We start from the raw sequence: 26,650 nt of genomic DNA, 5'->3' as shown, positions 1-26,650 counted from the left end.
GGGCGATCGGCCGACACGCGGCAAATGGACTCAGGCTCGCCAGCGACGCCAGGGCCAGGCTCCCCGGTCGTTTGACGACGCCATCCATTTGCGCGGTATGAACATGCGCAAAGTGTAGCAGCGCCCATCCCTCCGGTGCATCCCGCTGGACAGGCCCGGCGACGCCAGCGACACTGCCGCGCCGGGTCGACGACCGAGCCGACCGGTGTTGTATGCAGGAGCAGTTTCATGAAGCGTCGTCTTGTTGTTCCGGGGCTGGCCCTCGCCCTGGCCTGCGGCTTGTCGGCCGCACCGCCAAGGGCCCACGCCGAAGACGTGGCCGGCGTGCCCTACGAGCCCACGGCCCAGGTCGGATCGAGCCGCCTGCTGCTCAACGGCGCGGGTGTCCGCTACAAGCTGATCTTCAAGGTCTACGCCGCCGGCCTGTACACCAGCGTCCGGGCGACCACCCCCGACGCGGTCTACAACGCGCCGGGGCCGCGGCACCTGCACATCGTGATGCTGCGCGCCATCGACGCCCACGAGCTCGGCAAGCTCTTCACCCAGGGCATGGAGAAGAATGTCCCGGCCGAGATCTTTGCGCGCTCGATCAACGGCACGCTGCGGCTGGCGGACCTGTTCTCGCGCCGGCACACGCTGGCCGCCGGTGAATCCTTCGACGTCGACTGGCTGCCGGGTACCGGCACCGTCGTGTCGGTCAACGGCCATCCCGAAACGGAGCCGATCAAGGAGCCCGAGTTCTTCACCGCGCTGATGAGCATCTGGCTCGGACCGCACCCCGCCGACGAACAGCTCAAGCAGGCGCTGCTCGGTCACCGCGCGGTGACCCGCGCTTACGGCAGCTGAAGACAGCGCGCCCCCACCGGCCGGGTCGAGCCAGCCGGCCCGCAGCGCAGGTCACGCCGCCAGGCTGCAGTTGTGGCGGGTCGTACCCTGCTCGACCTGCAGCGTGCTGTGATGGACCGAGAAGCGCTCGGTCAGGGCTGCGGCGATCACATCGACCTCGACATCCCCGGGATAGCCGTCGGGCATCACCAGGTGCACGGTCAGCGCGGTCTCGGTCGTGCTCATCGCCCAGATGTGCAGGTCGTGCACGTCGCTGACCCCCGGCAGCGCGCGCAGGTAGCGCGCCACCTCGGTCGCATCGACGCCGGGCGGCACCGCGTTCAGCGCCAGTTGCACCGAATCCCGGAGCAGGCCCCAGGTCCCCGCCAGCACCACGGCGACGATGACCAGGCTGACCAGCGGGTCCAGGAGATACCAGCCGGTGTACAGCATCGCCGCACCGGCCACCACCACGCCGAGCGACACCGCGGCGTCCGCCGCCATGTGCAGATACGCGCCGCGCAGGTTCAGGTCCCCCCGGCTCCCCTCCATCAGCATCCAGGCCGAGACGCCGTTGACGACGATGCCTGCGCCGGCCACCCACATCACGGTCAGCCCGGCCACCGCCGGCGGCTGGGACAGGCGCAACACCGCTTCCCAGCCGATCGCGCCACAGGCGATCAGCAACAACATGGCATTCGCCAGCGCCGCGAGGATCGAACTGCCGCGCAAGCCGTACGTGAAGCGCTCGCTGGGCGTGCGGCGCTGCATCAGCATCGCCGCATACGCCAGCGCCAGCCCGAGGACATCCGACAGGTTGTGGCCGGCGTCCGCTACCAAGGCGGTCGAGTGGGCGGCCAGGCCGTACCCGAACTCCACCGCCACGAACGCGGCGTTCAACACCATGGCGACGATGAAAGCCTTGCCCTGCCGGCGCGGGTCGCCATGGTGATGGTGGTGGCTGCCATGGTCATGGTCGTCATGGACATGGCCGTGGCCGTGATCGTGGCCGGCATGGGCGTGGTCGTCCGCATGGCGGCAGGTCGAGTCGTGGTCGTGGTCGTGGTCGTGGTCGTGGTCGTGGTCGTGGTCGTGAGCCATCAGTCGGCGTCTCCGTCAGGTTCTGCAATGTGATCGAGCATGTCCGCAAGCACGCCCGAGACATGGCGGTCCGCCGCGGCGTAGAACACCTGCTTGCCGTGCCGATCGGCCTTGACCAGCCGCGCTGCGCGCAGCAGCCGCAGGTGATGGCTGACCAACGAGGGGCTCAGGCGGAGTTGGTCCGCGATGTCGCCCACCGCAATCGGCGCGTCCAGGCAGGCCAGCACGATGCGCAGGCGGGTGGTATCACCCAGCAGGCGAAACATGTCGGCGAGTTGGATGATGTCGCCGTCGCTCGCGGGGGCCATCGATTGATCAAATAAGTGAACAGATGTTCACATGATAGCCAACACGAACGCCGCGAACGGCGGAGACCACAACGCAAAGCGGGCGGCCCGGGTGGATCACCCGGGCCGCCCGCAGCAATATCGCCGCAGCGACGGAAGCGCTCAGAACGCCGATACGCCGTTGGGTGTGCCCAGCCCGGTCGGGCCGTCATAGCCCACGCCCGCCGTGCAGAGGTAGGCCGGGCTGCAACTCCCATTGCTGCCCGAGGTGACGTCGAACAAGGCGCCCACGTTGGCGTAGGGGTCGCTGCCGTAGTTCACCGGCCCGCCGTTGACGGCATAGACACCGCCGATCACCGGCGCCGCCACGCTGGTGCCACCGAACACCAGCCAGCCGGACGTCGTCGAATTGACCGGGCCGTAGACGGCCACGCCGGTCGACGGGTTCGCCACCGCCGAGACATCCGCCACGGTGCGCTTGGCGCAGCCCGCATCCGTCTGCCAGGCCGGCTTCGCATACACGGTGCTGCAGCCACTGCCCGCACCGGACCAAGCCGTCTCCGACCAGCCCCGATCGTTCACCGCCTTGACCAGCGTGGTGCCGCCGACGGCCGTCACATGCGGCGACGACGCCGGGAACTCGACCCCGTAGCCGCCGTCACCCGAACTCACCGTCACGGCCTGCCCGGGGTGGTTGTAGCTGGGTTCGTAGCCGGAGGTGCCCGATTCGCCGCCGCCATAGCTGTTGCTGATCACCAGTACGCCGGGCAGCGTCGAGGCGGTGTTGACCGCCGTGGCCAGGTTGGCGTAGCTGTTGCTGTTGGCCTCGACCAGCACGATCTTGCAGCTCGGGCAGATCGCGCTGGCCATCTCGATGTCCAGCGCCTCTTCCTGGTTCCAGCCCAGGTTGGTGGCCGGATAGTTCTTGCCGCCGTTCTGATCGACCTGCTTGAAGCAGCCGTTCTTCTTGGTGCACGGCGGCAGGCCGAACTTCTTGCGATAGACCTTGAGATCGGCGTTCGCGGTCTTGTAGTGGTAGGCGTCAACGATCGCGATCACGGTGGTCGCGCTGCCGGTGCCGGTCACCTTGTACGCACTGCGCAAGTCGGCCGGCCCATAGCCTTGAGGCAGCAGGTTCGGCACCAACTGCCCATTGACGTTCGACACGATTCGGGCATGGCAGCGTGCATGCCCCGCGGGCGCCGGGCCCGCGCAGGCCTGGACGCTCGGCACCGTCGGCACGGCGTCCTGTCCGGGGGCTGCACTCTGGGCGAAAACGCCCAGGCTGATCAGGCATCCGCCGGCCACCGCGGCCCAGCCGAGACACCATGACTTCAAACCTTGCATGACGGGTCTCCTGTGAAGTTCGATCCGAATTGATCGGACCCCATTGGGAACTTCGCACGGCCAGCGTCAACCCAGGTTCTAGGGACTATCCCTAGGGTGGAGCGGCACCGCGGCGTGCCCCTGGCGGCCGATGCCGCGCCCGGCCCGTCACGTCACACCAGCGAGTCGCGCCGCAGCAGCACCGCGCCGGTCAGGTCCTGATAGCGCCGCAGCAGGTCCAGCACGCGGCGCGGCGTGTAGGGCTTCACGACGAAACCGCTGGCGCCCATGGCCAGCGCCTGCCGCACGTTGTCGGCCGAACTCTTGCCGGTGACCATGGCGACGAAGGCCGACGGATCGGCCTCGCGGATCTGCTGCAAGACGGCGAATCCGTCCAGGCCGGGCATGTCCAGGTCCAGAAAGGTCACGCGCGGATAGAGCTCGAACCAACGGCTCAACGCCTCCACGCCGTTGCGCGCCTCGCTGATCTGCAGGCCGCCGGCGAAGTTGCGCAACACCGCCGACAAGATCTCCCGGCTGGCGCCGGTGTCGTCGGCGATTAGCACGTCGCAGCCATGGGTGCGTCGGGTCCGGTCCGCGTCGGCGGAACGGACGGCATCGGGCTCGTCGGCAGCAACGCTGGCACCGGCCGCCGCGATCTGCGCCGACACGTCGTCGGTCCCGCTCATCGCACCCCCTGCTCCGTTGGCGCCACCACGCGCCAGCCGGCCACCAGCAGCGCCTCGCAACAGGTTTGCGCTTCGTCAAACCGACCCGCATCGATCAGGACTTCCACCGGCCGCGCCAGCCGGCTCAGGGCCGGCTGGCCCAGGCTGCCGGCCGCCCCCTTCAGGCGGTGCGACGCGCCACGCAGCGCAGGCCATTGGCGGTCGTGCAGGGCCGTCTCGATCTCGGCGAGCATCGCCGGCAAACCGAGCAAGAACTTCGATGCCAGGCGCGCGACCAACGCGTCCAGCGCCACCTGCGCGGCGGCGTCCAGCACCTCCTCGGGTTCGCGCAGGCACTCCAGCGCCGACCGCACCGCAGCCGGCTCCGCCGGCAACACCCATCCGCCGTCAAAACCCAGCGCCGCCAGATCGGTCTCGGACACCCTCTCCTCTTCGGGCGCCAGCGCCAGCAGCGTGCCGCGGTAGCCGGCCCCGCGCAGCAACGACGCCACACCCGCGCCGTCCAGTCCGGGCAGGCGCAGCTCAATCAACAGCATGCCGTGATCCCCGGCCAGCGCCTGCTCGACCACTTCCTCGCCATCGAACACCGCCGTCACGCCGGCACCGCACGCCGCCAGACAAGCCGCCAGGGCATCGCCGTACGGGTCCCTGCGGCATGCCAGCAGAACGCTGACGCGCGTGGACGGATCATCGACCTGGGATTGCGACACCGGCTTGCGTCCTTTCTGTGATGCTGCTCAGGAAACGGCGGGCCGCTCCTGGGTTGCGCTGGCTGCCCCGGCCGCCACGGCGACCCGGGAGACGCCAGTGTGTCGCCGACGGGCCGTCGCCAAGCGCTCAAACAACGGCACGCAAACCGTCCATTCGGCCGCCGACGCCGTTCAGCGCGCCAATTCGGCCCGCATCGCGGCCATCACCGCACGGTAATCCGGCTGGCCGAAGATCGCACTGCCCGCAACGAAGGTGTCGGCCCCGGCGTCGGCGATACGGCGGATGTTGTCGGTCTTGACCCCGCCATCGATCTCGAGCCGGATGTCGCGCCCCGAGGCGTCGATGATCTTGCGCACCTTCTCGGCCTTGCGCAACGTGCTGTCGATGAAGCTCTGGCCGCCGAAGCCCGGGTTGACGCTCATCAGCAGCACCACGTCGATCTTGTCGATCACCCACTCCAGCACGTCCAGCGGCATCGCCGGGTTGAACACCAGGCCGGCCTGGCACCCCTCGGCCCGGATCAGCTGCAGCGTGCGGTCCACGTGGGCCGAGGCGTCCGGGTGGAAGGTGATGATGTCCGCGCCAGCCTTGGCGAAGGCCTGCGCCAGCGCATCCACCGGTTGCACCATCAGGTGCACGTCGATCGGGGCCGGCGTGCCATCGGGCTTGACCGCATGCGGCTTCAACGCCTGGCAGACCATCGGGCCGAAGGTCAGGTTCGGCACGTAGTGGTTGTCCATCACGTCGAAGTGGATCCAGTCGGCGCCGGCGGCCAGCACGTCTTTCACCTCCTCGCCCAGGCGGGCAAAGTCGGCGGACAAGAGGCTGGGGGCGATGCGATAGGCGGGCATGGGCAACAGACCGAAAGGGGTGAAGAAGGCGAGCGACCGGAATTCTAGGCAGGCTTGCTAGCATCGGGTCCATGACCGGACCCCAATTCACCTGCACGGTGGTGACGCAATACCTGCCCGAGCAGTCGTCGGCGGCCGACAAGGTCTACGCCTTCGCCTACACCATCACCATCCGCAACACCGGCGCCGTCACGGCCCAGCTCGTGGCGCGGCACTGGCAGATCACCGACAGCGCGGGCCATGTCGACGAAGTGCGCGGCCTGGCCGTGGTCGGCCACCAGCCGCTGCTCAAGCCGGGCGAGCAGTTCGAATACACCAGCTGGACCCGGCTGGCCACGCCGCGCGGCCGGATGCAGGGCACGTTCTTCTGCATCACCGAAGAGGCGCGCTGGTTCGAGACGCCGATCCCGGCCTTCGAGCTCTCGCAGTCGCACGCGCTGCATTGACGGCTCGCCACGGCGGCTCAGGGTTCGGGCCGCGTGGCATCCTCGGCCTCTTCGAGGGGCTCGTTCGGGCTGCGGCCTGACACCGTCCACCAGACCATGAACACCAGCAAGCCGGCCGCGCCGACGGCTTCAAAAAACAAGGTCCACATGCATTCGTCCTCTAGGCACCCAGGCACCAAGGCTGCATTGTCGCGCTGGCGCCGGGCCGGCGCGGCGCTGGCGGCGCTGAGCCTCGCCGCCTGCGGCCTGCTGCCCTCGCAGGGGCCGGCGCCGGTCGAGTCGCGCAGCCCCGTGGTCGCGCCGGTACCGCCCGGCGAACCGGCGGCCGGCGCGATCGAGCGACCCCACGCCCGCTGGGTTCCCGCCCGCTATGCCGATTTGCCGGGCTGGTCGGCCGACCGGGCTGCCGCGTTCTTCCCGGCACTGCGCCTGGGCTGCGCCCGACCGGCCGAAGGCTGGGCGCGGCTGTGCAGCCAGGCACGCGACTTCACGCCTGCCGACGACGCCAGCGCCCGCCAGTGGCTGGAACAGCGGCTTCAGGTGCTGCGGGTGGAATCGCCGGACGGCGACGCTACCGGCCTGGCCACCGGGTACTTCGAGCCGCTGGTGGCCGCACGCCGCCGCCCCACCGCGCGCTTCAACGTGCCGCTCTACGCCCCGCCCGCCGACCTGGGCCGCCGCAAGCCCTGGTGGACGCGCCAGCAGCTCGACACCCAGCCCGCCGCTCAGGCGGCCTTGCGAGGCCGGGAAATTGCCTGGGTCGACGACCCGCTGGACGCCTTGATGCTGCAGGTGCAGGGCTCGGGCCGGCTGCAACTGACCGAACCGGACGGCACGGTGCAGCTGCTGCGCCTGGCCTATGCCGGCAGCAACGACCAACCCTACCGTTCGGTGGGCCGCTGGCTGATCGATCAGGGCGAGCTGCAACCCGGCGAAGCGTCCTGGCCGGCGATCAAGGACTGGGCTCGGCGCCATCCGCAGCGCCTGACCGAGATGCTGGCGCAGAACCCGCGCCTGGTGTTTTTCCGCGAGGAACCGCTGCCCGATCCGACGCTGGGCCCCAAAGGCGCCCAAGGCGTGCCGCTGACCCCGGGCCGCTCGATCGCGGTCGACCCGCTGAGCATTCCGTACGGCACGCCGGTCTGGCTGGACAGCACCGAGCCGCTGTCGGCCCGGCCGCTGCAACGCCTGGTGATGGCGCAGGACACCGGCAACGCCATCGTCGGCGCCGTGCGCGCCGACTACTTCTGGGGTTGGGGCGACGAGGCCGAGGCGCAGGCCGGGCGGATGAAGCAGCCGCTGCACGCCTGGGTGCTGTGGCCCAAGTCCTGAGCGCCGCGCGGCCCGGGCCGGCTCAGCGACGGCGGATGCGCACCTCGACCACGCGTCCGGCATCGGCCGACGCCGGGCGGGTCGACACGCTGTAGCCGTCGGTCGCCGCGTCGGGGCCGGCCGGCTCCAGTTGCGCCAGCGGCACCCATTGATCCAAAGGCACGTCCAGCTGGCCGGCCAGATCGGTCTGGTCGGCTGGGACGTCGTCGCTCACGGCCTCCTGCGGCAGGCTCAGCGCCCAGCGCAAGTCCACCGGCGCGGCGCCGCCGCCCCAGCGCGGCTGAAAGACCAACCGGGTTTGCCGGGCCACCATCCGGGTGCCGCCGCGCAGCCCCTGCCCCCGGGGCGTCCAGATCCAGTGCAAATCCTGCAGCGGCTGCCAGTGGGTCAGCTGCATCTGCGCCGTCTCGCCGTTGCGCACCCACAGTACCGGCAACGCGCCGGACGGTCGCCCCGCAGCCACCGTGCCGACGACCTGGTCGCCGGCCCCTGCACTGCGCGAGCGGGTGGAGACCACGCGATCAGGCTGGCCGCCGGTCATGCCGACGGCGGGTCTCGCAGTGGCCTCGCGCAATTCGATCTGCAGTTCGACCCGGGGCAGTCCGGCGCGCTGCGCCGCTGCGGGCCGGCGCGCGGCGGCCCCTGGCGCCGTCTCGGCCCGCGCCCCCCAGGGGAGCCACGCCGCCACGGCCGCCGTCACGACCCAGGCAGCCGCGCGCCACCTCGGCCGAGGTGGAACACATCGCGCCCCGGCGGGGGCGGCATCGGAATAAAGGAATGAACGCATCGTTCCAGCTTATCGGCAGTGCTTGGCGGCCAGTCGGTGGAATCACGCCCCTCGCCCCCCTCTGTTCCGGCTCGACCGGGGCCGCCTGCCCGACCTGGCCGGCGGCCGCACGCGTCAGGGACTGCCCGGTCGCAGATGCCCCAGCGGCAACGCGCCGCCGGCCTTGACCTCGCCCAGCGAGAAGCTGGTGTGCAGGTCCTTCACGGTCGGCAGCTTGAACAAGGTGTCCATGGTCCAGCGCGAATAGGCGTCCAGGTCGGTCACCAGCACCTGCAACTCGAACGTGCCGGCGCCGCTGATGTAGTGGCAGGCGATCACCTCCGGCCATTCGCGGATCGCCGCCTCCAGCGCCCGGGTGGTGTCGGCGTTGTCGCGCTCGGTATCCACCCGCACGAAGGCCAGCACGCCCAGGCCGATCTTGCGGCGGTCGATCTCGGCCCGGTAGCCGGTGATCACGCCGATCTCCTCGAGCCGCCGTACCCGCCGCCAGGTCGGCGCGGGCGACAGGCCGATGGCCGCGGCCAGATCGGCATTCGACTGGCGGGCGTCGCGCTGCAGCGCCGCCAGGATCGCCACGTCGTAGCGGTCCAAGGCGGCGGGGCCGCCGGGCGCCGGTGAAATTCGGGTTTTCACTGATTCGCCTGAATTTGGCATGAATGTTTCCTTCGATTGACTATTTTCGCAATATTGTTTTCTCATCATGCGGCCAGAGGCAATCGAAAGAAAGCACCTGTCGCGACCTTGCTCCTACACTCGATCCACTGCCACCGGCGTTTGCGGCGGGGCCGGGTCACAAGCCCAGCCTCGCTGCGCGCCTCGTCGCACCCTGTGCACGCAAGGAGTCCCGCCATGAACGCCCCGCTCCCCGACGCCGTCCTGAAGGCGTTGTCCACCGTCACCCTGGACGACAAGTACGCGCTGCCCAGCGGCCGGGCGTTCATGAGCGGCGTCCAGGCGCTGGTGCGCCTGCCGATGCTGCAGCAGGTGCGCGACGCCGCCGCCGGCCTGAACACCGCCGGCTTCATCAGCGGCTACCGCGGCTCGCCGCTGGGCACCTACGACCAGGCTTTGTGGGCCGCCAAGAAGCATCTCGCGGCGCGGCACATCGTCTTCCAGCCCGGCGTCAACGAGGAATTGGGCGCCACGGCGGTCTGGGGCACGCAGCAACTGGACCTGTTCCCCCAGAAGGCGAAGTTCGACGGCGTGTTCGGCCTCTGGTACGGCAAGGGCCCGGGCGTGGATCGCTGCCTGGACGTCTTCAAGCACGCCAACATGGCCGGCACCTCGCAGCACGGCGGCGTGATCGCGATCGCCGGCGACGACCACGTCGCCAAAAGCTCGACCGCACCGCACCAGAGCGACCACGTCTTCAAGGCCTGCGGCTTCCCGACCTTCTTCCCCTCCAGCGTGCAGGACATCCTGGACATGGGGCTGCACGCGTTCGCGATGAGTCGCTTCGCCGGCGTGTGGACCGGGATGAAGACGATCCAGGAGGTGGTGGAGTCGGCCGGCAGCGTCGACGTGTCGCCCGACCGGGTCAAGATCGTGCTGCCCGAAGACTTCCGGATGCCGCCCGGCGGCCTGCACATCCGCTGGCCCGATCCGCCACTGGAACAGGAAGCGCGGCTGATGGACTACAAGTGGTACGCCGCGCTGGCCTATGTGCGCGCCAACCGACTGAACCACGACGTGATCGCCAGCCCGCGCGACCGCTTCGGCATCATCGCCAGCGGCAAGGCCTTCAACGACACCCGCCAGGCGCTGGCCGACCTCGGGCTGGACGACGCGAGCTGCCACGCGCTGGGCATCCGGCTGCACAAGGTCAACGTGGTGTGGCCGCTGGAAGCGACGATCACCCGCGAATTCGCGCAAGGCCTGCAGGAGATCCTGGTGGTCGAGGAAAAGCGCCAGGTCATCGAATACCAGCTGAAGGAAGAGCTCTACAACTGGCGAGCGGACGTGCGGCCCAACGTGATCGGCAAGTTCGAGGAGGACGAAGGCGACCTCTCCGGCGGCGAGTGGAGCCGGCCGAACCCGAGCGAGAACTGGCTGCTGCGCGCCAAGGCCGACCTGACGCCGGCGATCATCGCCAAGGCGATCGCCAAGCGCCTGAAAAAGCTGGGCGTGCCGCGCGAGATCGCCGCCCACATGGATGCGCGCCTGGCGGTGATCGCCGCCAAGGAGCAGCAGCTCGCCGCGATGGACGTGAGCACGGCCGAGCGCACGCCGTGGTTCTGCTCGGGCTGCCCGCACAACACCAGCACCCGTGTGCCCGAAGGCTCGCGCGCAGTGGCCGGCATCGGCTGCCACTACATGGTCAACTGGATGCCCGGTCGCCACACCGAGACCTTCACCCAGATGGGCGGCGAAGGCGTGCCCTGGGTCGGCCAGGCGCCGTTCACCGGCGAGCAGCACATCTTCGCCAACCTCGGCGACGGCACCTACTTCCACTCCGGCCTGCTGGCGATCCGCCAGAGCATCGCCGCGGGCGTCAACATCACCTACAAGATCCTCTACAACGACGCGGTGGCGATGACCGGCGGCCAGCGCGTCGGCGAGCGCCCCGAAGGCCACAGCGTGCTGCAGATCATGCACAGCCTGGTCTCGGAAGGCGTGGCGCGACTGGTGATCGTGACCGACGAGCCGGCGAAGTACGCCGGCGTCGCGCTGTCGCCCGGCGTGACCGTGCACCACCGCGACGAGCTCGATGCGATCCAGCGCCAGTTCCGCGAGATCGCCGGCACCACCGCGATCATCTACGACCAGACCTGCGCCACCGAAAAGCGCCGCCGCCGCAAGCGCGGCACGCTGGTCGACCCGGCCCAGCGCGTGGTGATCAACGAGCTGGTCTGCGAAGGCTGCGGCGACTGTTCGGTGCAGAGCAACTGCGTCTCGGTCGAACCGCTGGAGACCGAGTTCGGCCGCAAGCGCCAGATCAACCAGAACAGCTGCAACAAGGACTTTTCCTGCGTCAAGGGCTTCTGCCCCAGCTTCGTCACGGTCCAGGGCGGCACGCTCAAGAAGCCCAGTGCCGCCGCCACGCCGGCGCTGCCGCCGGTGCCCGAGCCGGTGCTGCCGGTGGCCCGCGAGGCCTGGGGCATCGTGGTGGCCGGGGTCGGCGGCACCGGCGTGATCACGATCGGCCAGTTGCTGGGCATGGCGGCCCACCTCGAGGGCAAGGGCGTCGTCACGCAGGACGCGGCCGGCCTCGCCCAGAAGGGCGGTGCCACCTGGAGCCACGTGCAGATCGCCGAGCGGCCCGAGGCGCTCTACACCACCAAGGTCGACACCGCCAAGGCCGATCTGGTGATCGGCTGCGACGCCATCGTCACGGCCCACAAGACCACCCTCGCGGTGCTGCATCCCGAGCGCAGCTTCGTCGCGCTCAACACCCACCGCACGCCGACCGCCAGCTTCATCGGCGACGCCGACTGGCAGTTCCCGGCGGCCGCCTGCGAGAACGCGGTGGCCCAGGCGGTCGGCGCCGGCCACGTCGCGGCCTTCGATGCCGAGCACCTGGCCACCCGCCTGCTCGGCGACTCGATCTACACCAACCCGCTGCTGCTGGGCTTTGCATGGCAAAAGGGCCGCATTCCGCTGGGCCAGGCCGCGCTGCACCAGGCCATCGCGCTCAACGGCGTGCAGGTCGAGAAGAACCAGGCAGCCTTCGAATGGGGCCGGCGCTGCGCGCACGATCTGGCCGCAGTCGAGGCCTTGTTCGCCACCCGCCAGGTAATCCAGGTGGTGCGCCGGCCCGCGCTGGCCGAACTCGTCGCGCGGCGCGTCGAGTTCCTGACCGGCTACCAGAATGCGGCGTGGGCCACGCGCTACAGCGAGTTCGTCGAGCGGGTGCGCGCGGCCGAGGCACCGCTGGGCAGCACCCGGCTGGCCGAGGCGGTGGCGCGCTACCTGTTCAAGCTGATGGCCTACAAGGACGAGTACGAAGTGGCGCGGCTGCACACCGACCCGGCCTTCACCGCCCGCATCGACGCGATGTTCGACGGCCCGGTGACCCTGGTGCACCACCTCGCGCCGCCGCTGCTGAGCCGCACCGACGCGCAGGGCCAGCCGCTCAAGCAGGCCTTCGGCCCGTGGATCCGGCCGGTGTTCAAGGGCCTGGCGAAGCTCAAGGGCCTGCGGGGCAGCGCGTTCGATGTCTTCGGCCGCAGTGCGGAGCGCCGCGCCGAGCGGGCGCTGATCGACGACTACCGGCAGGCCCTGGACGCGGTGCTGGCCGGGCTGAGCACCGACCGGCTGGCGCTGGCGGTCGAGATCGCCAGCCTGCCCGAGCAGGTGCGCGGTTATGGCCATGTCAAGGCGCGCCACCTCGCGGACCTGCAGCCGCAGTGGCAGGCGCTGATGGCGCGCTGGCGCGAAGGCATGGCGCCGCGGCGACCGGGCGCCTGAGGGGCCCGCCGGCTGCCGGCTGCCGGCTGCGCAGTACGGCGCAGCCGGCGCATCGCGCGGGGATACGCGAGCGCAATACGGTGCTTACATGTTCGCGCGATGATCCCTTCCGGTCGGCGGCCTGAATCGCTGGCCGGAAAGGATCCGACGATGAAGCTCTCGATCATCCGGCGTGGCACGCTGCTGGCGACCCTCGCCTGCCTGGCCGTCCCCGCCCTGGCGCAGGACCGCCACGACCACCGCGAGCGGATCATGCGCGGGCCGATGCGCTTCGACGCCCGCTACCACCACGACCATTACTACCCCTCGGTGGGTTTCGTCACCGGCGTGCTGCCCGGCGGCAGCATTGGCATCGGGTTTGGCGGCGGGCATTACTACTACAGCGGCGGCGTCTGGTTCCGGCCCTACGCAGGCCGCTTCGCGGTGGTGGTGCCGCCGATCGGCATCGTGGTGCCGATGCTGCCGCCGTCGTACGTGACGCTCTGGATCGGCGGCGCGCCGTACTACTACGCCAACGGCGCCTACTACGCGGCCGTCGCCGGCCAGGGCTATGCGGTGGTGGCGCCGCCCCCGGGCGCGGACGGCGCCCAGCCGGCACCCGCCGCGCCGCCGGCGCCCCCGGCACTGCCGGATCCGATTTACTACCCGCGCAACCAGCAAAGCGCCGAACAGACCGAAGCCGACCGCCAGGCTTGCAACCGCTGGGCCACCTCGCAGCCCCAGGCGATGGCCGACGCCAGCGTGTTCCAGCGCGCTGTCGCGGCCTGCATGGACGGCCGCGGCTACTCGGTGCGCTGAGCGTGCCCGTGCCCGGGGCCGACGACGCCACCCGGGCCTGCGCCGCCGCGGTTACAGTCATCCGGCATCGTGGCCGCGCGGCGGAACCCGCGCGGCGCGCTCCCGGCGGCCTGTCTCGCGCCGTTCGTGGGTCGGACAGATGCCCGCTGCCGACCCGTGGCGCCTGCCTGACCCCGTTTCGCCCTGTCACGACCCCAGCCCCCATCGGCCCCGCATGACCGCCCTCCCTCACCCCCCTTCCCGTCGCTCCCCTCGTCGCCCGACCGAATCGGGCCGGGTGGGGCCCTGGCTGCTCGTCGCGCTGCTGGTCCTGGGCCTCGGTGCCGTGGCCTGGACCTGGCGGGCGCACCATCCGGCTGCCGGTGGCCCGGGCGGGCGGGCCGCCGGCATGGCGGCCGGTGCCGGCCGGGCCGGCGGTTTCGGCGGCAGCCAGCCGGTGTCGGTCGGCCTGGCGGCGCGGCGTGACATCCACGTCAGCGTCAGCGCGATCGGCAACCTCGTCGCGTCGAACACCGCCACCGTGCACGCCCAGGTCAGCGGCGTGCTGCAGAAGCTCGATTTCACCGAGGGCGGCCCCGTCCGTGCCGGCCAGGTGCTGGCCGAGATCGATCCGCGCGCCTTCCAGGCGGCGGCCGACCAGGCCGCCGGCACGCTGGCGCGCGACCAGGCCCAGCTCGACAACGCGCGGCTGGACCTGGCCCGCTACCGCGATCTGCGCGCCAAGGATGCCGCACCCCAGCAACAGCTCGACACCCAGCAGGCGCTGGTGCGACAGCTGGAAGGCACCGTCAAGGCCGACCAGGGCACGCTGGCCAGCGCCCGCCTGCAGCTGGCCTACACGCAGGTGCGGGCACCGATCAGCGGCCGCGCCGGCCTGAAACAGGTCGACCTGGGCAACGTGGTCGGCCCGTCCGATGCGGCCGGCGTGGTCACGATCGCCCAGACCCGGCCGATCGCGCTGGTGTTCGCGGTGCCCTCGGCCCATCTGCCGGCGATCACCCAGGCCTTGCGCAACGGCCAGCCGCTGCCCGTGCAGGCCTGGGACCGCGAGGGCCAGCAGCGCCTCGCGCTGGGCCAGGTGGCCACGATCGACAACGCGATCGACCCGAGCACCGACACGATCAAGGTCAAGGCGATCTTTCCGAACGCCGACGACGCGCTGATCCCGAACCAGGCGGTCGGCGTCAGGCTGCAACTGGCCACGCTGGCGCAGACGCTGGCCGTGCCTCAAGCCGCCGTGCAGCGCGGCGCGCAAGGCTTCTACGTCTACGTCGTGAAGCCCGACAACACGGTGGGCGCCAGGCTGGTCCGGCCGGGCGCGGTCGATGGCGACTGGATGGCCGTCGCCGGGCCGCTGAAGCCGGGCGAGCGGGTCGTGGTCGACGGCATCGACCGGCTGCGCGAAGGGGCCCGGGTCGAGGTCATCGCCGCCGACCCGAACCAGCGCGCCGGTGCCGCCCCGGCGCCGCAGCGCCCGCGCGGCCAGGGCAGGGCCGCCTCGCGCGCCAGCGCCGCGTCGAACTGAGCGGCGCGCGCCATGAACCCGTCGCGCCTGTTCATCCAGCGCCCGGTCGCCACGTCGCTGCTGATGCTGGCCATCCTGCTGGCCGGCCTGCTGGCCTACCGGATGCTCCCGCTGTCGGCCCTGCCGGAGGTCGACTATCCGACGATCGCCGTCACCACGCTCTACCCGGGCGCCAGCCCCGACGTCATCTCCACCACCGTCACCGCGCCGCTGGAGCGCCAGTTCGGCCAGATGCCGGGCCTGGGGCAGATGACCAGCAGCAGCTCGGGCGGCGCCTCGGTGATCACGCTGCGCTTCTCGCTCGGCCTGTCGCTGGACGTGGCCGAGCAGGAGGTGCAGGCCGCGATCAACGCCGCCGGCAACCTGCTGCCGGGCGACCTGCCGATGCCGCCGGTCTACAGCAAGGTCAACCCGGCCGACGCCCCGGTGCTGACGATCGCCGTGACCTCGCCGTCCCTGCCGGTGATCAAGGTCCACGACCTGGTCGAGAACCGGCTCGCGCCCAAGCTCTCGCAGGTCGACGGCGTCGGCCTGGTCAGCATCGCCGGCGGACAGCGGCCCGCCGTGCGCATCCAGGCCAATCCCGCGGCGCTGGCGGCCGCCGGCCTGTCGCTGGAAGACGTGCGCAGCGCGATCGCCGCCGCCAACGTCAACCAGGCCAAAGGCAGTTTCGACGGCGCCCAGCGCGCCTCGACGATCGACGCCAACGACCAGCTGAAATCGGCCGCCGAATACCAGAACCTGATCCTCGCCTGGAAGAACGGCAAGGCGCTGCGCCTGAAGGATGTGGCGGCCATCGTCGACGATGCCGAGAACCTGCATCTGGCCGCGTGGTCGGACACCACGCCCGGCGTCATCCTCAACGTGCAGCGCCAGCCCGGCGCCAACGTGATCCAGACGGTCGACCGCGTCAAGGCCTTGCTGCCGCGCCTGCAGGCCAGCCTGCCGGCCTCGATCGACGTGCGGGTGATCGCCGACCGCACCACCACCATCCGCGCCTCGGTGGACGACACCCAGTTCGAGCTGCTGCTGTCGGTGGCCCTGGTCGTGATGGTGATCTTCCTGTTCCTGCGCAGCGCCAGCGCCACGCTGATCCCCAGCGTCGCCGTGCCGCTGTCGCTGGTCGGCACCTTCGGCGTGATGTACCTCGCCGGCTTCTCGATCAACAACCTGACGCTGATGGCGCTGACCATCTCGACCGGCTTCGTGGTCGACGACGCGATCGTGATGATTGAAAACATCGCCCGGCACCTCGACGTGCCGGGCGATGTTTCGGCGCAGGCTCATGTCGCTGAAAGCGACGTGAAGGACGCGAACGCGTCCGGCCGAAGCCAAAACATGGCGCCGGAAGCTCCGCTGTCGGCGCAGGCTCATGTCGCTGAAAGCGACGTGAAGGACGCGAACGCGTCCGGCCGAAGCCAAAACATGGCGCCGGAAGCTCCGCTGTCGGCGCAGGCTCATGTCGCTGAAAGCGACGTGAAGGACGCGAACGCGTCCGGCCGAAGCCAAAACATGGCCCTCACACCCATGGCCGCCGCCCTCAAGGGCAGCGAACAGATCGGCTTCACGATCATCTCGCTGACGGTGTCGCTGATCGCGGTGCTGATCCCGCTGCTGTTCATGGGCGACGTGGTCGGCCGCCTGTTCCACGAATTCGCGATCACGCTGGCGGTGTCCATCCTGATCTCCGCCGTCGTCTCGCTGACGCTGACGCCGATGATGAGCGCGCGCCTGCTGCGGCCCGAGGGCGAGCGTCGGCACACCCGGCTGGGGGCCTGGTTCGGCCAGGCCTTCGAGCGCCTGATCGACCGCTACGGCCGCGCGCTGGACTGGGTGCTGGACCGGCCGCGCGCCACGCTGGGCGTCTTCGGCCTGACGCTGTTGCTGACCGGCCTGCTGTACGCGGTGGTGCCCAAGGGCTTCTTCCCGGTGCAGGACACCGGCCTGATCCAGGTCATCACCGAGGCCACGCAGACCACCTCGTTCGGCGCGATGGCGGCGCGCCAGCAGGCGCTGGCCGCGGTGATCCTGAAGGACCCGGACGTGGACCACCTGGCGTCGTTCATCGGCGTCGATGGCGCCAACCCGACCCTCAACACCGGGCGCATGCAGATCTCGCTCAAGCCCTTCGCCCAGCGCAGCGATTCGGCCTCGGCGGTGATCCGGCGGCTGGCCGACGCCACCTCGCACGTGCCCGGCATCACCGCCTACATGCAGCCGGTGCAGGACCTGACGATCGAGGACCGGGTCTCCAAGACCCAGTACCAGTTCCTGCTCAGCTCGCCCAGCGCGGACGACCTGGCGCTGGCCACCGGCCAGTTGCTGACCCGGCTGAAGACCTTGCCCGAACTGGCCGACGTCGCCGACGACCTGCAGACCCAGGGCCTGCAAGCCTATGTGCAGATCGACCGCGAGGCCGCCGGGCGCCTGGGCGTGACCGTGGCCGCGATCGACAACGCGCTCTACGACGCCTTCGGCCAGCGCCTGATCTCGACCATCTACACCCAGTCCAGCCAGTACCGCGTGGTGTTGGAGGCCGGCGACCGCTTCCGTCGCGGACCGGCGGCCCTGGCCGGCCTGTACGTGCCCGGCAGCACGGTCGGCGCGAACGGCGTCGCGACGGCGGTCCAGGTGCCGCTGGGCTCGGTGGCGCAGGTCGTCGAGCGGCCGGCGGCACTGGCGATCAACCACGTGGCGCAGTTCCCGTCGGCGACGATTTCGTTCAACCTCGCCAGCGGCGTCTCGCTCGGCGCCGCGGTGGATGCGATCAAGGCACAGGAGGCGCAGCTGGCGCTGCCCGTCAGCGTCGAGACCAGCTTCCAGGGCGCGGCCGAAGCCTTCCGCGCCTCGCTGTCGAGCACGCTGCTGCTGATCCTGGCCGCCGTGGTGACGATGTACATCGTGCTGGGCGTGCTCTACGAGAGCTACATCCACCCGCTGACCATCCTGTCCACGCTGCCCTCCGCCGGCCTCGGCGCGCTGCTGGCGCTGCTCGTCTCGCACCAGGACCTGGGCGTGGTCGGCATCATCGGCATCGTGCTGCTGATCGGCATCGTCAAGAAGAACGCGATCATGATGATCGACTTCGCGCTCGACGCCGAGCGCGAACAGGGATTGACGCCGCGCCAGGCGATCCACCAGGCCTGCCTGCTGCGCTTTCGACCGATCCTGATGACCACCTTGTCGGCGCTGCTGGGCGCGCTGCCGCTGATGCTGGGCACCGGCGCCGGCCACGAGCTGCGCCTGCCGCTGGGGGTGACGATGGTCGGCGGGCTGATCGTCAGCCAGTTGCTGACGCTGTTCACCACGCCGGTGATCTACCTCGGCTTCGAGCGCCTGGTGCAGCGCCAGAGGGCCTGGCGCGAGCGGCGCGTGCAGGCCGGGCTGGCGCGGGCGGGTGGCGCATGACGCGGGCCGCCATCGAGCCCGGACGGGGTGGGCGGTGAACATCTCGGCCCCGTTCATCGCTCGGCCGGTGGCGACCACGCTGATCACGCTGGGCGTGGCGCTGGCCGGCCTGCTGGGTTTCCAGCTGCTGCCGATCGCGCCGCTGCCGCAGGTCGACTTCCCGACCATCTCGGTCAGCGCGTCGCTGCCCGGCGCCAGCCCGGACACCATGGCCGCCACCGTCGCCACGCCGCTCGAACGCGCGATGGGCAGCATCGCCGGCGTCAACGAGATCACCTCGCGCTCCTCGCTCGGCTCGACCAGCATCACCTTGCAGTTCGACTTGAACCGCGACATCGACGGCGCCGCGCGCGACGTGCAGGCCGCGATCAACGCCGCCCGCACGCTGCTGCCCACCGGCATGCCCGGCAACCCGACCTACCGCAAGGTCAACCCGGCGGCGGCGCCGATCATGATCCTGGCGCTGACCTCGGACACGCTGTCGCGCGGCCAGATGTACGACGCCGCGTCGACCGTGCTGGCGCAGCGCCTGTCGCAGGTCGACGGCGTGGGCCAGGTCACGGTCGGCGGCGGCGCGCTGCCCGCCGTGCGCGTGGAGCTCAACCCGGACAAGCTGGCCGCCGCCGGCATCGCGCTCGACAGCGTGCGCGCCGCGCTGGTCGCCACCAACGCCAACCGGCCCAAGGGCGCCGTGGAACAAGGCGGGCGGCACTGGCAGATCGGCGCCAACGACCAGGCCCGCACCGCGGCCGACTACGCCCCGGTGGTGCTGCGCTACCGCGACGGCGCCGCCGTGCGCCTGCGCGATGTCGCCGAGGTCAGCGATTCGGTGCAGGACGTGCGCAACTACGGCCTGGCCAACGGCAAGCCGTCGGTCGTGCTGTTCGTGCTGAAGGAGCCGGGCGCCAACATCATCGAGACGGTGCAGCGGGTGCGCGCGCTGCTGCCGCGGCTGCAGGCCTCGATCTCGCCGGCGATCGCCGTCAACGTGGTCAGCGACCGCACGCCGACGATCCGCGCGTCGCTGCGCGAGGTCGAGCGCGCGATGGCGATCGCGATCGGCCTGGTGATCCTGGTCGTGCTGCTGTTCCTGCGCAGCTGGCGCGCCACGCTGCTGCCGGCGGTCGCCGTGCCGGTCTCGCTGGCGGGCACCTTCGGCGTGATGTACCTGTGCGGCTACAGCCTGGACAACCTGTCGGCGATGGCGCTGACGGTGGCGACCGGCTTCGTCGTCGACGACGCGATCGTCGTGCTGGAGAACATCACCCGCCACGTCGAGCAAGGCATGGCGCCGCACGCGGCGGCCTTGCGCGGCGCGCGCGAGATCGGCTTCACCGTGGTGTCGATCAGCCTGTCGCTGATCGCGGTCTTCATTCCCATCCTGCTGATGGGCGGCGTCGTCGGGCGGCTGTTCCGCGAGTTCGCGGTGGTGCTGTCGTCGGCGATCCTGGTGTCGATGGTGGTCTCGCTCACCACCACGCCGATGATGGCCGCCCAGTTGCTGCGCACGCCCGCGCCCCGGCGCGCGCCAGGGCGGCTGGGCACCGCGTTGGCCCGTGCCAACCGCGCCGTCGTTCGCGGCTACCGCCGCTCGCTGGCCTGGACGCTGCGGCACCAGCCGGTGGCGCTGCTGTCGCTGCTGGCGGTGATCGTGCTCAACGTGACGCTGTACGCCACCATCCCCAAGACCTTCTTCCCGCAGCAGGACACCGGCGTGATGTTCGGCGGCGTGCAGGCCGACCAGAGCAGCTCGTTCGCGATGATGCGCCAGCGCCTGGACACCTTCATGGCGATCCTGCGCGCCGACCCGGCGGTGGCCAACGTCAACGGCTTCACCGGCGGCGGACGCACCAATTCGGCCAACTTCTACATCACCCTCAAACCGCTGGCCGAACGCAAGGTGCCGGTGGACGCGGTGATCGCGCGGCTGCGCAAGCGCCTGGCGCACGAGCCCGGCGCCAACCTGTTCATGGTGCCGGTGCAGGACATCCGCATCGGCGGCCGGCAGTCCAACTCGCAGTACCAGTACACCTTGCAGGCCGACGATCTGACCGATCTGCGGACCTGGGAGCCGCGGATCCGCAACGCGCTGTCGCAACTGCCCGAGCTGACCGACATCGACACCGACCAGCAGGACCACGGCATGCAGACTTCGCTGCTGATCGACCGCGACGCCGCCGCGCGGCTGGGCGTCAGCGTCAACAGCATCGACACCACGCTCAACGATGCCTTCGGCCAGCGCCAGGTCGGCGTGATCTTCAACCCGCTCAACCAGTACCGGGTGGTGATGGAATTCGCACCCGAATTCCTCCAGGACCCGGCCACGCTGGGCAAGGTCTATGTCACCAGCAACAGCGGCGCACAGGTGCCGCTGTCGGCCTTCGCGCGCGTGGAAACCACCAACACGCCGCTGGCCGTCAACCACCAGGCCGGCACACCCTCGTCGACGATCAGCTTCAACCTGCCGCAGGGCGTCTCGCTGTCGCAGGCCACCGCGGCGATCGACCGGGCGATCGCGCAGCTGGGCGTGCCGGTGTCGGTGCGCGGCGGCTTCGCCGGCACGGCCAACGCGTTCCAGCAGTCGCTGTCGTCTCAGCCCCTGCTGATCGCCGCGGCGATCGTCGCGATCTACCTGGTGCTGGGCATGCTGTACGAGAGCCTGGTGCACCCGGTCACGATTCTGTCCACGCTGCCGTCGGCCGGCGTCGGTGCGCTGCTCGCGCTGATGCTGTTCAACACCCAGTTTTCGATCATCGCGTTGATCGGCGTGATCCTGCTGATCGGCATCGTCAAGAAGAACGCGATCATGATGATCGACTTCGCGATCGCCCGGCAGCGCGCCGGCCAGACGAGCGCCGGCGCCGCGATCTTCCGCGCCGCGGGGCTGCGCCTGCGGCCGATCCTGATGACCACCGCCGCGGCGATCTTCGGCGCCGTGCCGCTGGCGCTGGGCACCGGCGACGGCGCCGAGATGCGCCAGCCGCTGGGCATCGCGATCGTCGGCGGCCTGATCCTGAGCCAGTTGCTCACCCTCTACACCACGCCGGTGGTGTTCGTGCTTATGGACCGGCTGCGCCGCCGCCCGCCGCAGCCGCGCGCAGCCCCCGTGCTTGCGCCGACGACCTAGGACCGCCCCATGCCCGCCCGCCCTCGCTCCTCCCCGTTCCGCGCCCGCCGCCTGGCCCCGCTGGGCGCCAGCCTGGTGCTGGGCGCCTGCGCGCTGACCCGCGTCGCGCCGCCGCCGCCCGTCGCCCCGCCGGCGCAGTTCAAGGAAGCCGGCGCGTGGCAAGCCGCCGCGCCCGAGGCCGCCGTGCCCGACCGCTGGTGGACGCTGTTCCAGGACCCGCAGCTCGACGCGCTGGAGCAGCGCCTGGTGATCGGCAACGAGAACCTGAAGGCCGCCGCGGCCCAGGTGGCCAGCGCGCGCGCCGTGGTCACGGCCAGCCGGGCCGCGCTGGCGCCGACCCTGTCGATCGGGCTCGCCGGAACGCGCAGCGCCGGCCCGAGCGGCGCAGCCGGCAGCGGCGCCCATCCGGCCAACAGCGTCTCGCTGAGCGCCAGCGCCGGCTGGGAGCTGGACCTGTGGGGCCGCCTGGCCCAGGCCAGCGAGGGCGCCCGTGCCAGCCTGCAGGCCAGCGCCGACGACCTCGCCGCGGCCCGCCTGTCGGCCCAGGCGCTGCTGGTACAGACCTATTTCTCGCTGCGCGCGGCCGACTGCGAACTGGCGCTGCTCGAACGCAGCGTGCTGGCCGATCAGCGCGCGCTGGAATTGACCCAGGCGCGCTACGACGCCGGCGTGGCCGCCCGCACCGACGTGCTGCAAGCCCAGACCCAGCTGCACAGCGTGCAGGCCCAGATGGCGGACTGGAAGGCGCAGCGCGCCCAGCTGGAACACGCGATCGCGTCGCTGCTCGGCGAGCCGGCGGCGCGCTTCGCGCTGGCCCGCGACGCGCGCTTGCCCGAGGTCCCGGCGGTGCCCGAGCTGCTGCCGGCCACGCTGCTGCAGCGCCGGCCCGACATCGCCGCGGCCGAACGCCGCATGGCCGCCGCGGCCCTGCAGGCCGGCCAGGCCCGCGCCGCGTTCTTCCCGGCGCTGAGTCTGTCGGCCGACGCCGGCTGGCGCCACACCTCGCTGAGCCAGCTGGTCAGCGCCCCGAACCTGTTCTGGTCGCTCGGCCCGTCGCTGGCCGAGGCCGTGCTCGACGGCGGCCAGCGCCGGCTCGCCAGCGCCCAGGCCCTGGCGGCGCTGGACCAGGCAGGCGCCAGCTATCGCCAGACCGTGCTGGCCGCGCTTCAGGAGGTGGAGGACAACCTGGTGCTGGCCACGCAGCTGCAGGACGAGTCGCAGTCCCAGTCCCAGGCCCTGCAGGCCGCGCAACGCGCGCTGGAGATCACGCTGGACCAGTACCGCGCCGGCACGGTCAGCTACCTGGGCGTGGTCAGCGCGCAGACCGCCGCCCTGAACGCCGAGGCCACGCTGCTGGCGGTGCGCAACCGGCAACTGGCGGCCGTGAACGAGTTGCTGAAGAACATCGCCGGCCGCTGGGCGCCCGCCTGAGGCCGCCGCGCGGCCGGATGCAGTAGAGTGGTCCGGCACCCCACCTCCGAGGAGAAGCACCGATGTTTCCCGAATACCGCGAGCTGATCCACCGGCTCAAGACCAGCGACCATCACTTTGCGCAACTGTTCGACAAGCACAACGCGCTGGACCAGCAGATCAGCAACATGGTGTCGGGCGTCGCGCCGGGCAGCCATGACGAGATCGAGATGCTGAAGAAGGAAAAGCTGCATCTCAAGGATCAGCTCTACGCCCTCTTGCGCAAGGCCGGCGGCTGAGCCGGGAGGCCTCCGCGCCCGAGGAGCGGCGCTCTGTCTACGGTGCCACCACCTGCCGCACGGCATGTTCCCAGCGGGCCAGGCGTTCCTCGGCCTGGTCGCGCGGCAAGGTCGGGTGGAAGCTGCGCTCCGCCCGCCAGTGCCGCGCCAATTCATCGGTGCTGCGCCACACGCCGGTGGCCAGGCCGGCCAGGTAGGCGGCGCCCAGCGCGGTGGTCTCGGTCACCGCGGGGCGCAGCACCGGAATGCCCAGCAGGTCGGCCTGGAACTGCATCAGCAAGTCGTTGACGCAGGCGCCGCCGTCCACGCGCAGCTCGCTCACCGGCCCCGCCCCGGCGGCCACCGCGTCGCGGCTCATCGCAGCCAGCAAGGCGGCACTCTGGAACGCGATGCTTTCCAGCGCCGCCCGCGCGATGTGGGCCACGGTGCTGCCGCGCGTCAGGCCGACGATGGCACCGCGCGCGTCGGCGTTCCAGTACGGCGCCCCCAGCCCGGTGAACGCGGGCACGAAGACCACGCCGCCGGCGTCGGGCACGCTCTCGGCCAGGCCTTGCACCTGGGCACTGCCGGGGATCGCGTGCAGGCCGTCGCGCAGCCACTGCACCACCGCGCCGCCGATGAAGACGCTGCCTTCGAGCGCGTACTGCGGCGTCCCCGCCGGCCGGGCTCCGTGGCCGGTCGCCGCGGCCCCGACCGGCCCGTCCCGGTCGCCGGGCATCTGCGCGGCGCAGGTGGTGATCAGGCCGTTGGCGCTGGCCAGGGCCTGCGCGCCGGTGTGCAGCAGCATGAAGCAACCGGTGCCGTAGGTGTTCTTGGCGACGCCGGCCCGAAAGCCGGCCTGGCCGACCAGCGCGCTTTGCTGGTCGCCGGCGATGCCGCCGATCGGGATCGGCGCGCCGAACAGCGCCGGATCGGTCTCGCCGTAGCGGTGGCTGCTGGCGCAGACCTGCGGCAGCAGGCTCTCGGGCACGTGCAGCAGGCCGGTCAGCTCGGGGCTCCAGCGGTGATGGTGGATGTCGAACAGCATGGTGCGCGACGCATTGCTGACATCGGTGGCGTGGACCCGCCCGCCGGTCAGCTTCCACAGCAACCAGCTGTCGATGGTGCCGAAGGCCAGCTCGCCCTGCGCGGCGGCGAGGTGGGCGCCGGGCACGTGGTCGAGCAGCCAGCGGATCTTGGTGGCCGAGAAATACGGATCGATCACCAGCCCGGTGGCCTGCCGGATGCGGTCCGCATGGCCTTGCTCGCGCAGCTGCGCGCACAGCGGCTCGGTGCGCCGGTCCTGCCAGACGATGGCGTTGTGGATCGGCGCGCCGCTGCGGCGGTTCCACAGCACGGTGGTCTCGCGCTGGTTGGTGATGCCTATCGCCGTCACGTCGCGCGCCTGCAGTCCGGCCTCGGCCAGCGCCTGCCGCGCGGTGGCCAGCTGGCTGGCCCAGATCTCCTCGGGGTCGTGCTCGACCCAGCCGGGCTGCGGAAAGATCTGGCGGAACTCGCGCTGCGCCCGGGCGACGATGCGGCCTTGGGCGTCGAACACGATGCTGCGCGAGCTGGAGGTGCCCTGGTCCAGGGCGAGCAGGTAGGTCATGGCGTCATCAGGCCGTCGTGAACAGGGGCCGACAATAGCGGCCCGTCCGCGACTTGACCACCCTGGTTTGCTTTGAGCCCCACGACCCCCCTGCCACCTGCCGATCCGATCGAGACGGATGTCCTCGTCGTCGGCGGCGGCATCAATGGCTGCGGCATCGCACGCGACCTGTCCGGCCGCGGCTGGCGGGTGCTGCTGGCCGAGCAGCACGACCTGGCCTCGCACACCTCGTCGGCCAGCACCAAGCTGATCCACGGCGGCCTGCGCTATCTGGAATATTACGAATTCGCGCTGGTGCGCAAGGCCTTGCAGGAGCGCGAGGTGCTGCTGCGCAGCGCACCGCACATCATGCGGCCGCTGCGCTTCGTGATGCCGCACGACCCGGCGATGCGACCGGCCTGGATGATCCGCCTGGGCCTGTTCCTCTACGACCATCTGGCCCGCCGCGAGGTGCTGCCCGGCTCGACCGGGCTGGACCTGCGCCGCGACGTGGCGGGCGCCCCGCTGCAGCCGCGCTTCACCCGCGGCTTCGCCTACTCCGATGGCTGGGTGGACGACGCACGGCTGGTGGTGCTGGCGGCGATCGACGCGCGCGAGCATGGCGCGACGGTGCTGACCCGCACCCGCGTGAGTCAGGCCCGGCGCGAGCCCACCGGCTGGCGCGCCACGCTGGTGGGCGACGACGGGCGCGAGCGGACGGTGCGGGCGCGCGCGCTGGTCAATGCCGCCGGCCCGTGGACCGAGCGCTTTCTGCGCGACGTGGCCCGGCCGGAGCACGGCGAGCCGCTGGCCCGCCGGCACCTGCGGCTGGTCAAGGGCAGCCACATCGTCGTGCCGCGCTGCTTCGAGCACGACCGCGCCTACCTGTTCCAGAACCCGGACCGGCGCATCATCTTCGCGATCCCGTACGAGCAGCGCTTCACCTTGATCGGCACCACCGACGAGGACTTCCACGGCGAACCCGGCCAGGCCGCGTGCAACGACGCCGAGGTCGCGTACCTGTGCGAACAGGCCAGCCGCTATTTCGCGCGGCCCGTGCTGCCGTCGACGGTGGTGTGGCGCTACGCCGGCGTGCGCCCGCTGCTGGACGACGAGGCCGGCGACGCCTCGGCGGTGACCCGCGACTACCTGCTCGAAAGCCACGCCGGCGGCGCGCCGCTGCTGAGCGTCTGGGGCGGCAAGATCACCACCTTCCGCAAGCTGGCCGAGGACGCCGCGAGCGAAGTCGGCCGGCTGCTGGGCGAGGTGCGCCGCCCCTGGACCGGGACCGCCGCGCTGCCCGGCGGCGACCTGCGCGAGTGGATCGGCGCGCCGCAACGACCCGACCTGGACATCGAGCGCCTGCAGCAGGCCGTCGCGCAGCGCCATCCCTGGCTGCCGGCCGCCACGGCGCGCCGGCTGGCGCAGGCCTACGGCAGCCGGCTGTCGCGGGTGATCGGCTCGGCCGCGTCGCTGCACGAGCTCGGCGACGAGCTCGCGCCGGGGCTGTTCGAGGCCGAGTTGCGCTACCTGCAACGCGAGGAGTGGGCACGCGACGCCGACGATGTGCTGTGGCGTCGCAGCAAACTGGGGCTGCACCTGGACGCGGCGCAGCGCCAGCGCGTCGCCGACGCGCTGCGGCCGTAGCGGCGCGAGGCGGCAGCGCCTGCCCCCACGGATCGCGCCTCCCGCATCCCCAAGTTCGCGCTTGCGCGGCGCTTGACCCGCGCCGCACACTCACGCGGGCGAGGCAA

The 26,650-nt window shown here is 71.1% G+C and carries 21 protein-coding genes; 11 read left to right on the top strand and 10 right to left on the bottom strand.

Going from position 1 to position 26,650, the window contains the following annotated elements; all coding sequences use genetic code 11:
* Positions 1-228: 228 nt before the first annotated feature.
* The gene (locus AC0N04_RS08450) at positions 229-846 is read left to right on the top strand and encodes a chalcone isomerase family protein (RefSeq protein ID WP_474280467.1); all 618 of its coding nucleotides are present in this window, start codon (positions 229-231) and stop codon (positions 844-846) included.
* 51 nt (positions 847-897) lie between these two features.
* Here the strand turns inward: AC0N04_RS08450 and AC0N04_RS08445 are convergent, their stop codons facing one another.
* The 6 genes from AC0N04_RS08445 to rpe form a co-directional block, all read right to left on the bottom strand.
* Positions 898-1,926, bottom strand: coding sequence for a cation diffusion facilitator family transporter (locus tag AC0N04_RS08445; RefSeq protein ID WP_474280465.1), 1,029 nt, complete (start codon positions 1,924-1,926; stop codon positions 898-900).
* The gene (locus AC0N04_RS08440) at positions 1,926-2,234 is read right to left on the bottom strand and encodes an ArsR/SmtB family transcription factor (RefSeq protein WP_474280463.1); all 309 of its coding nucleotides are present in this window, start codon (positions 2,232-2,234) and stop codon (positions 1,926-1,928) included. Before AC0N04_RS08440 ends, AC0N04_RS08445 begins: the two co-directional genes overlap by 1 nt.
* Before the next feature lie 141 nt (positions 2,235-2,375).
* On the bottom strand, positions 2,376-3,560 hold the full coding sequence (locus tag AC0N04_RS08435) for a S53 family peptidase (protein ID WP_474280461.1): 1,185 nt from the start codon (positions 3,558-3,560) through the stop codon (positions 2,376-2,378).
* Between the two features lie 152 nt (positions 3,561-3,712).
* Positions 3,713-4,228 carry a response regulator transcription factor gene (locus AC0N04_RS08430; RefSeq protein WP_474280459.1) on the bottom strand — a complete coding sequence of 172 codons (516 nt, stop codon included), beginning with the start codon at positions 4,226-4,228 and terminating at the stop codon, positions 3,713-3,715.
* Positions 4,225-4,938: a response regulator gene (locus AC0N04_RS08425; RefSeq protein ID WP_474280457.1), complete on the bottom strand. Its 714-nt coding sequence runs from the start codon at positions 4,936-4,938 to the stop codon at positions 4,225-4,227. The genes AC0N04_RS08430 and AC0N04_RS08425 overlap by 4 nt, the downstream gene beginning before the upstream one ends.
* A gap of 171 nt (positions 4,939-5,109) precedes the next feature.
* Complete coding sequence (gene rpe / locus AC0N04_RS08420) at positions 5,110-5,790, bottom strand: ribulose-phosphate 3-epimerase (RefSeq protein WP_474280455.1); 681 nt, start codon at positions 5,788-5,790, stop codon at positions 5,110-5,112.
* 71 nt (positions 5,791-5,861) lie between these two features.
* Here rpe and apaG point away from each other — a divergent pair, with 71 nt between their 5' ends.
* Entirely contained in the window at positions 5,862-6,236 is a 375-nt protein-coding gene (gene apaG, locus AC0N04_RS08415; RefSeq protein WP_474280453.1) for a Co2+/Mg2+ efflux protein ApaG, read from the top strand.
* Between the two features lie 17 nt (positions 6,237-6,253).
* Here the strand turns inward: apaG and AC0N04_RS08410 are convergent, their stop codons facing one another.
* On the bottom strand, positions 6,254-6,385 hold the full coding sequence (locus AC0N04_RS08410; protein ID WP_474280450.1) for a hypothetical protein: 132 nt from the start codon (positions 6,383-6,385) through the stop codon (positions 6,254-6,256).
* On the opposite strand from AC0N04_RS08410, the gene mltA reads away from it, so the two are divergent.
* Positions 6,384-7,568 carry a murein transglycosylase A gene (mltA, locus tag AC0N04_RS08405; RefSeq protein ID WP_474280448.1) on the top strand — a complete coding sequence of 395 codons (1,185 nt, stop codon included), beginning with the start codon at positions 6,384-6,386 and terminating at the stop codon, positions 7,566-7,568. The genes AC0N04_RS08410 and mltA overlap by 2 nt on opposite strands.
* A 22-nt stretch (positions 7,569-7,590) precedes the next feature.
* On the opposite strand, the gene AC0N04_RS08400 is transcribed toward mltA, so the two are convergent.
* Both AC0N04_RS08400 and AC0N04_RS08395 read right to left on the bottom strand, forming a co-directional pair.
* Complete coding sequence (locus tag AC0N04_RS08400; protein ID WP_474280446.1) at positions 7,591-8,268, bottom strand: hypothetical protein; 678 nt, start codon at positions 8,266-8,268, stop codon at positions 7,591-7,593.
* 201 nt (positions 8,269-8,469) lie between these two features.
* Positions 8,470-9,009 (bottom strand): Lrp/AsnC family transcriptional regulator, encoded by a 540-nt coding sequence (locus tag AC0N04_RS08395; RefSeq protein ID WP_474280444.1) that lies wholly within the window; start codon positions 9,007-9,009, stop codon positions 8,470-8,472.
* A 195-nt stretch (positions 9,010-9,204) separates the two neighbouring features.
* Between AC0N04_RS08395 and AC0N04_RS08390 the strand changes: the two genes are divergently transcribed.
* From AC0N04_RS08390 to AC0N04_RS08360, 7 genes are all read left to right on the top strand, one after another.
* A complete protein-coding gene (locus tag AC0N04_RS08390; protein WP_474280442.1) occupies positions 9,205-12,762 on the top strand; it encodes an indolepyruvate ferredoxin oxidoreductase family protein in 3,558 nt (1,185 codons plus the stop codon).
* Between the two features lie 150 nt (positions 12,763-12,912).
* Positions 12,913-13,560, top strand: coding sequence for a DUF6515 family protein (locus tag AC0N04_RS08385; protein ID WP_474280440.1), 648 nt, complete (start codon positions 12,913-12,915; stop codon positions 13,558-13,560).
* A 214-nt stretch (positions 13,561-13,774) separates the two neighbouring features.
* Positions 13,775-15,085 carry an efflux RND transporter periplasmic adaptor subunit gene (locus AC0N04_RS08380; RefSeq protein ID WP_474280438.1) on the top strand — a complete coding sequence of 437 codons (1,311 nt, stop codon included), beginning with the start codon at positions 13,775-13,777 and terminating at the stop codon, positions 15,083-15,085.
* A 12-nt stretch (positions 15,086-15,097) separates the two neighbouring features.
* The gene (locus AC0N04_RS08375) at positions 15,098-18,493 is read left to right on the top strand and encodes an efflux RND transporter permease subunit (protein WP_474280436.1); all 3,396 of its coding nucleotides are present in this window, start codon (positions 15,098-15,100) and stop codon (positions 18,491-18,493) included.
* A 34-nt stretch (positions 18,494-18,527) separates the two neighbouring features.
* Positions 18,528-21,620 carry a multidrug efflux RND transporter permease subunit gene (locus AC0N04_RS08370; protein WP_474280434.1) on the top strand — a complete coding sequence of 1,031 codons (3,093 nt, stop codon included), beginning with the start codon at positions 18,528-18,530 and terminating at the stop codon, positions 21,618-21,620.
* 9 nt (positions 21,621-21,629) lie between these two features.
* A complete protein-coding gene (locus AC0N04_RS08365) occupies positions 21,630-23,051 on the top strand; it encodes an efflux transporter outer membrane subunit (RefSeq protein ID WP_474280432.1) in 1,422 nt (473 codons plus the stop codon).
* A 62-nt stretch (positions 23,052-23,113) separates the two neighbouring features.
* A complete protein-coding gene (locus AC0N04_RS08360; protein ID WP_474280431.1) occupies positions 23,114-23,329 on the top strand; it encodes an HP1242/YdcH family protein in 216 nt (71 codons plus the stop codon).
* Between the two features lie 37 nt (positions 23,330-23,366).
* On the opposite strand, the gene glpK is transcribed toward AC0N04_RS08360, so the two are convergent.
* Positions 23,367-24,917 carry a glycerol kinase GlpK gene (glpK, locus tag AC0N04_RS08355; protein WP_474280429.1) on the bottom strand — a complete coding sequence of 517 codons (1,551 nt, stop codon included), beginning with the start codon at positions 24,915-24,917 and terminating at the stop codon, positions 23,367-23,369.
* A 72-nt stretch (positions 24,918-24,989) separates the two neighbouring features.
* Here glpK and glpD point away from each other — a divergent pair, with 72 nt between their 5' ends.
* Complete coding sequence (gene glpD / locus AC0N04_RS08350) at positions 24,990-26,543, top strand: glycerol-3-phosphate dehydrogenase (protein ID WP_474280427.1); 1,554 nt, start codon at positions 24,990-24,992, stop codon at positions 26,541-26,543.
* Positions 26,544-26,650: the final 107 nt, after the last annotated feature.

This window comes from Ideonella sp. sgz306126, assembly GCF_056032705.1.
The sequence above is the reverse complement of the archived record's forward strand: the minus strand, read 5'-3'. Positions and strand labels throughout refer to the sequence as shown.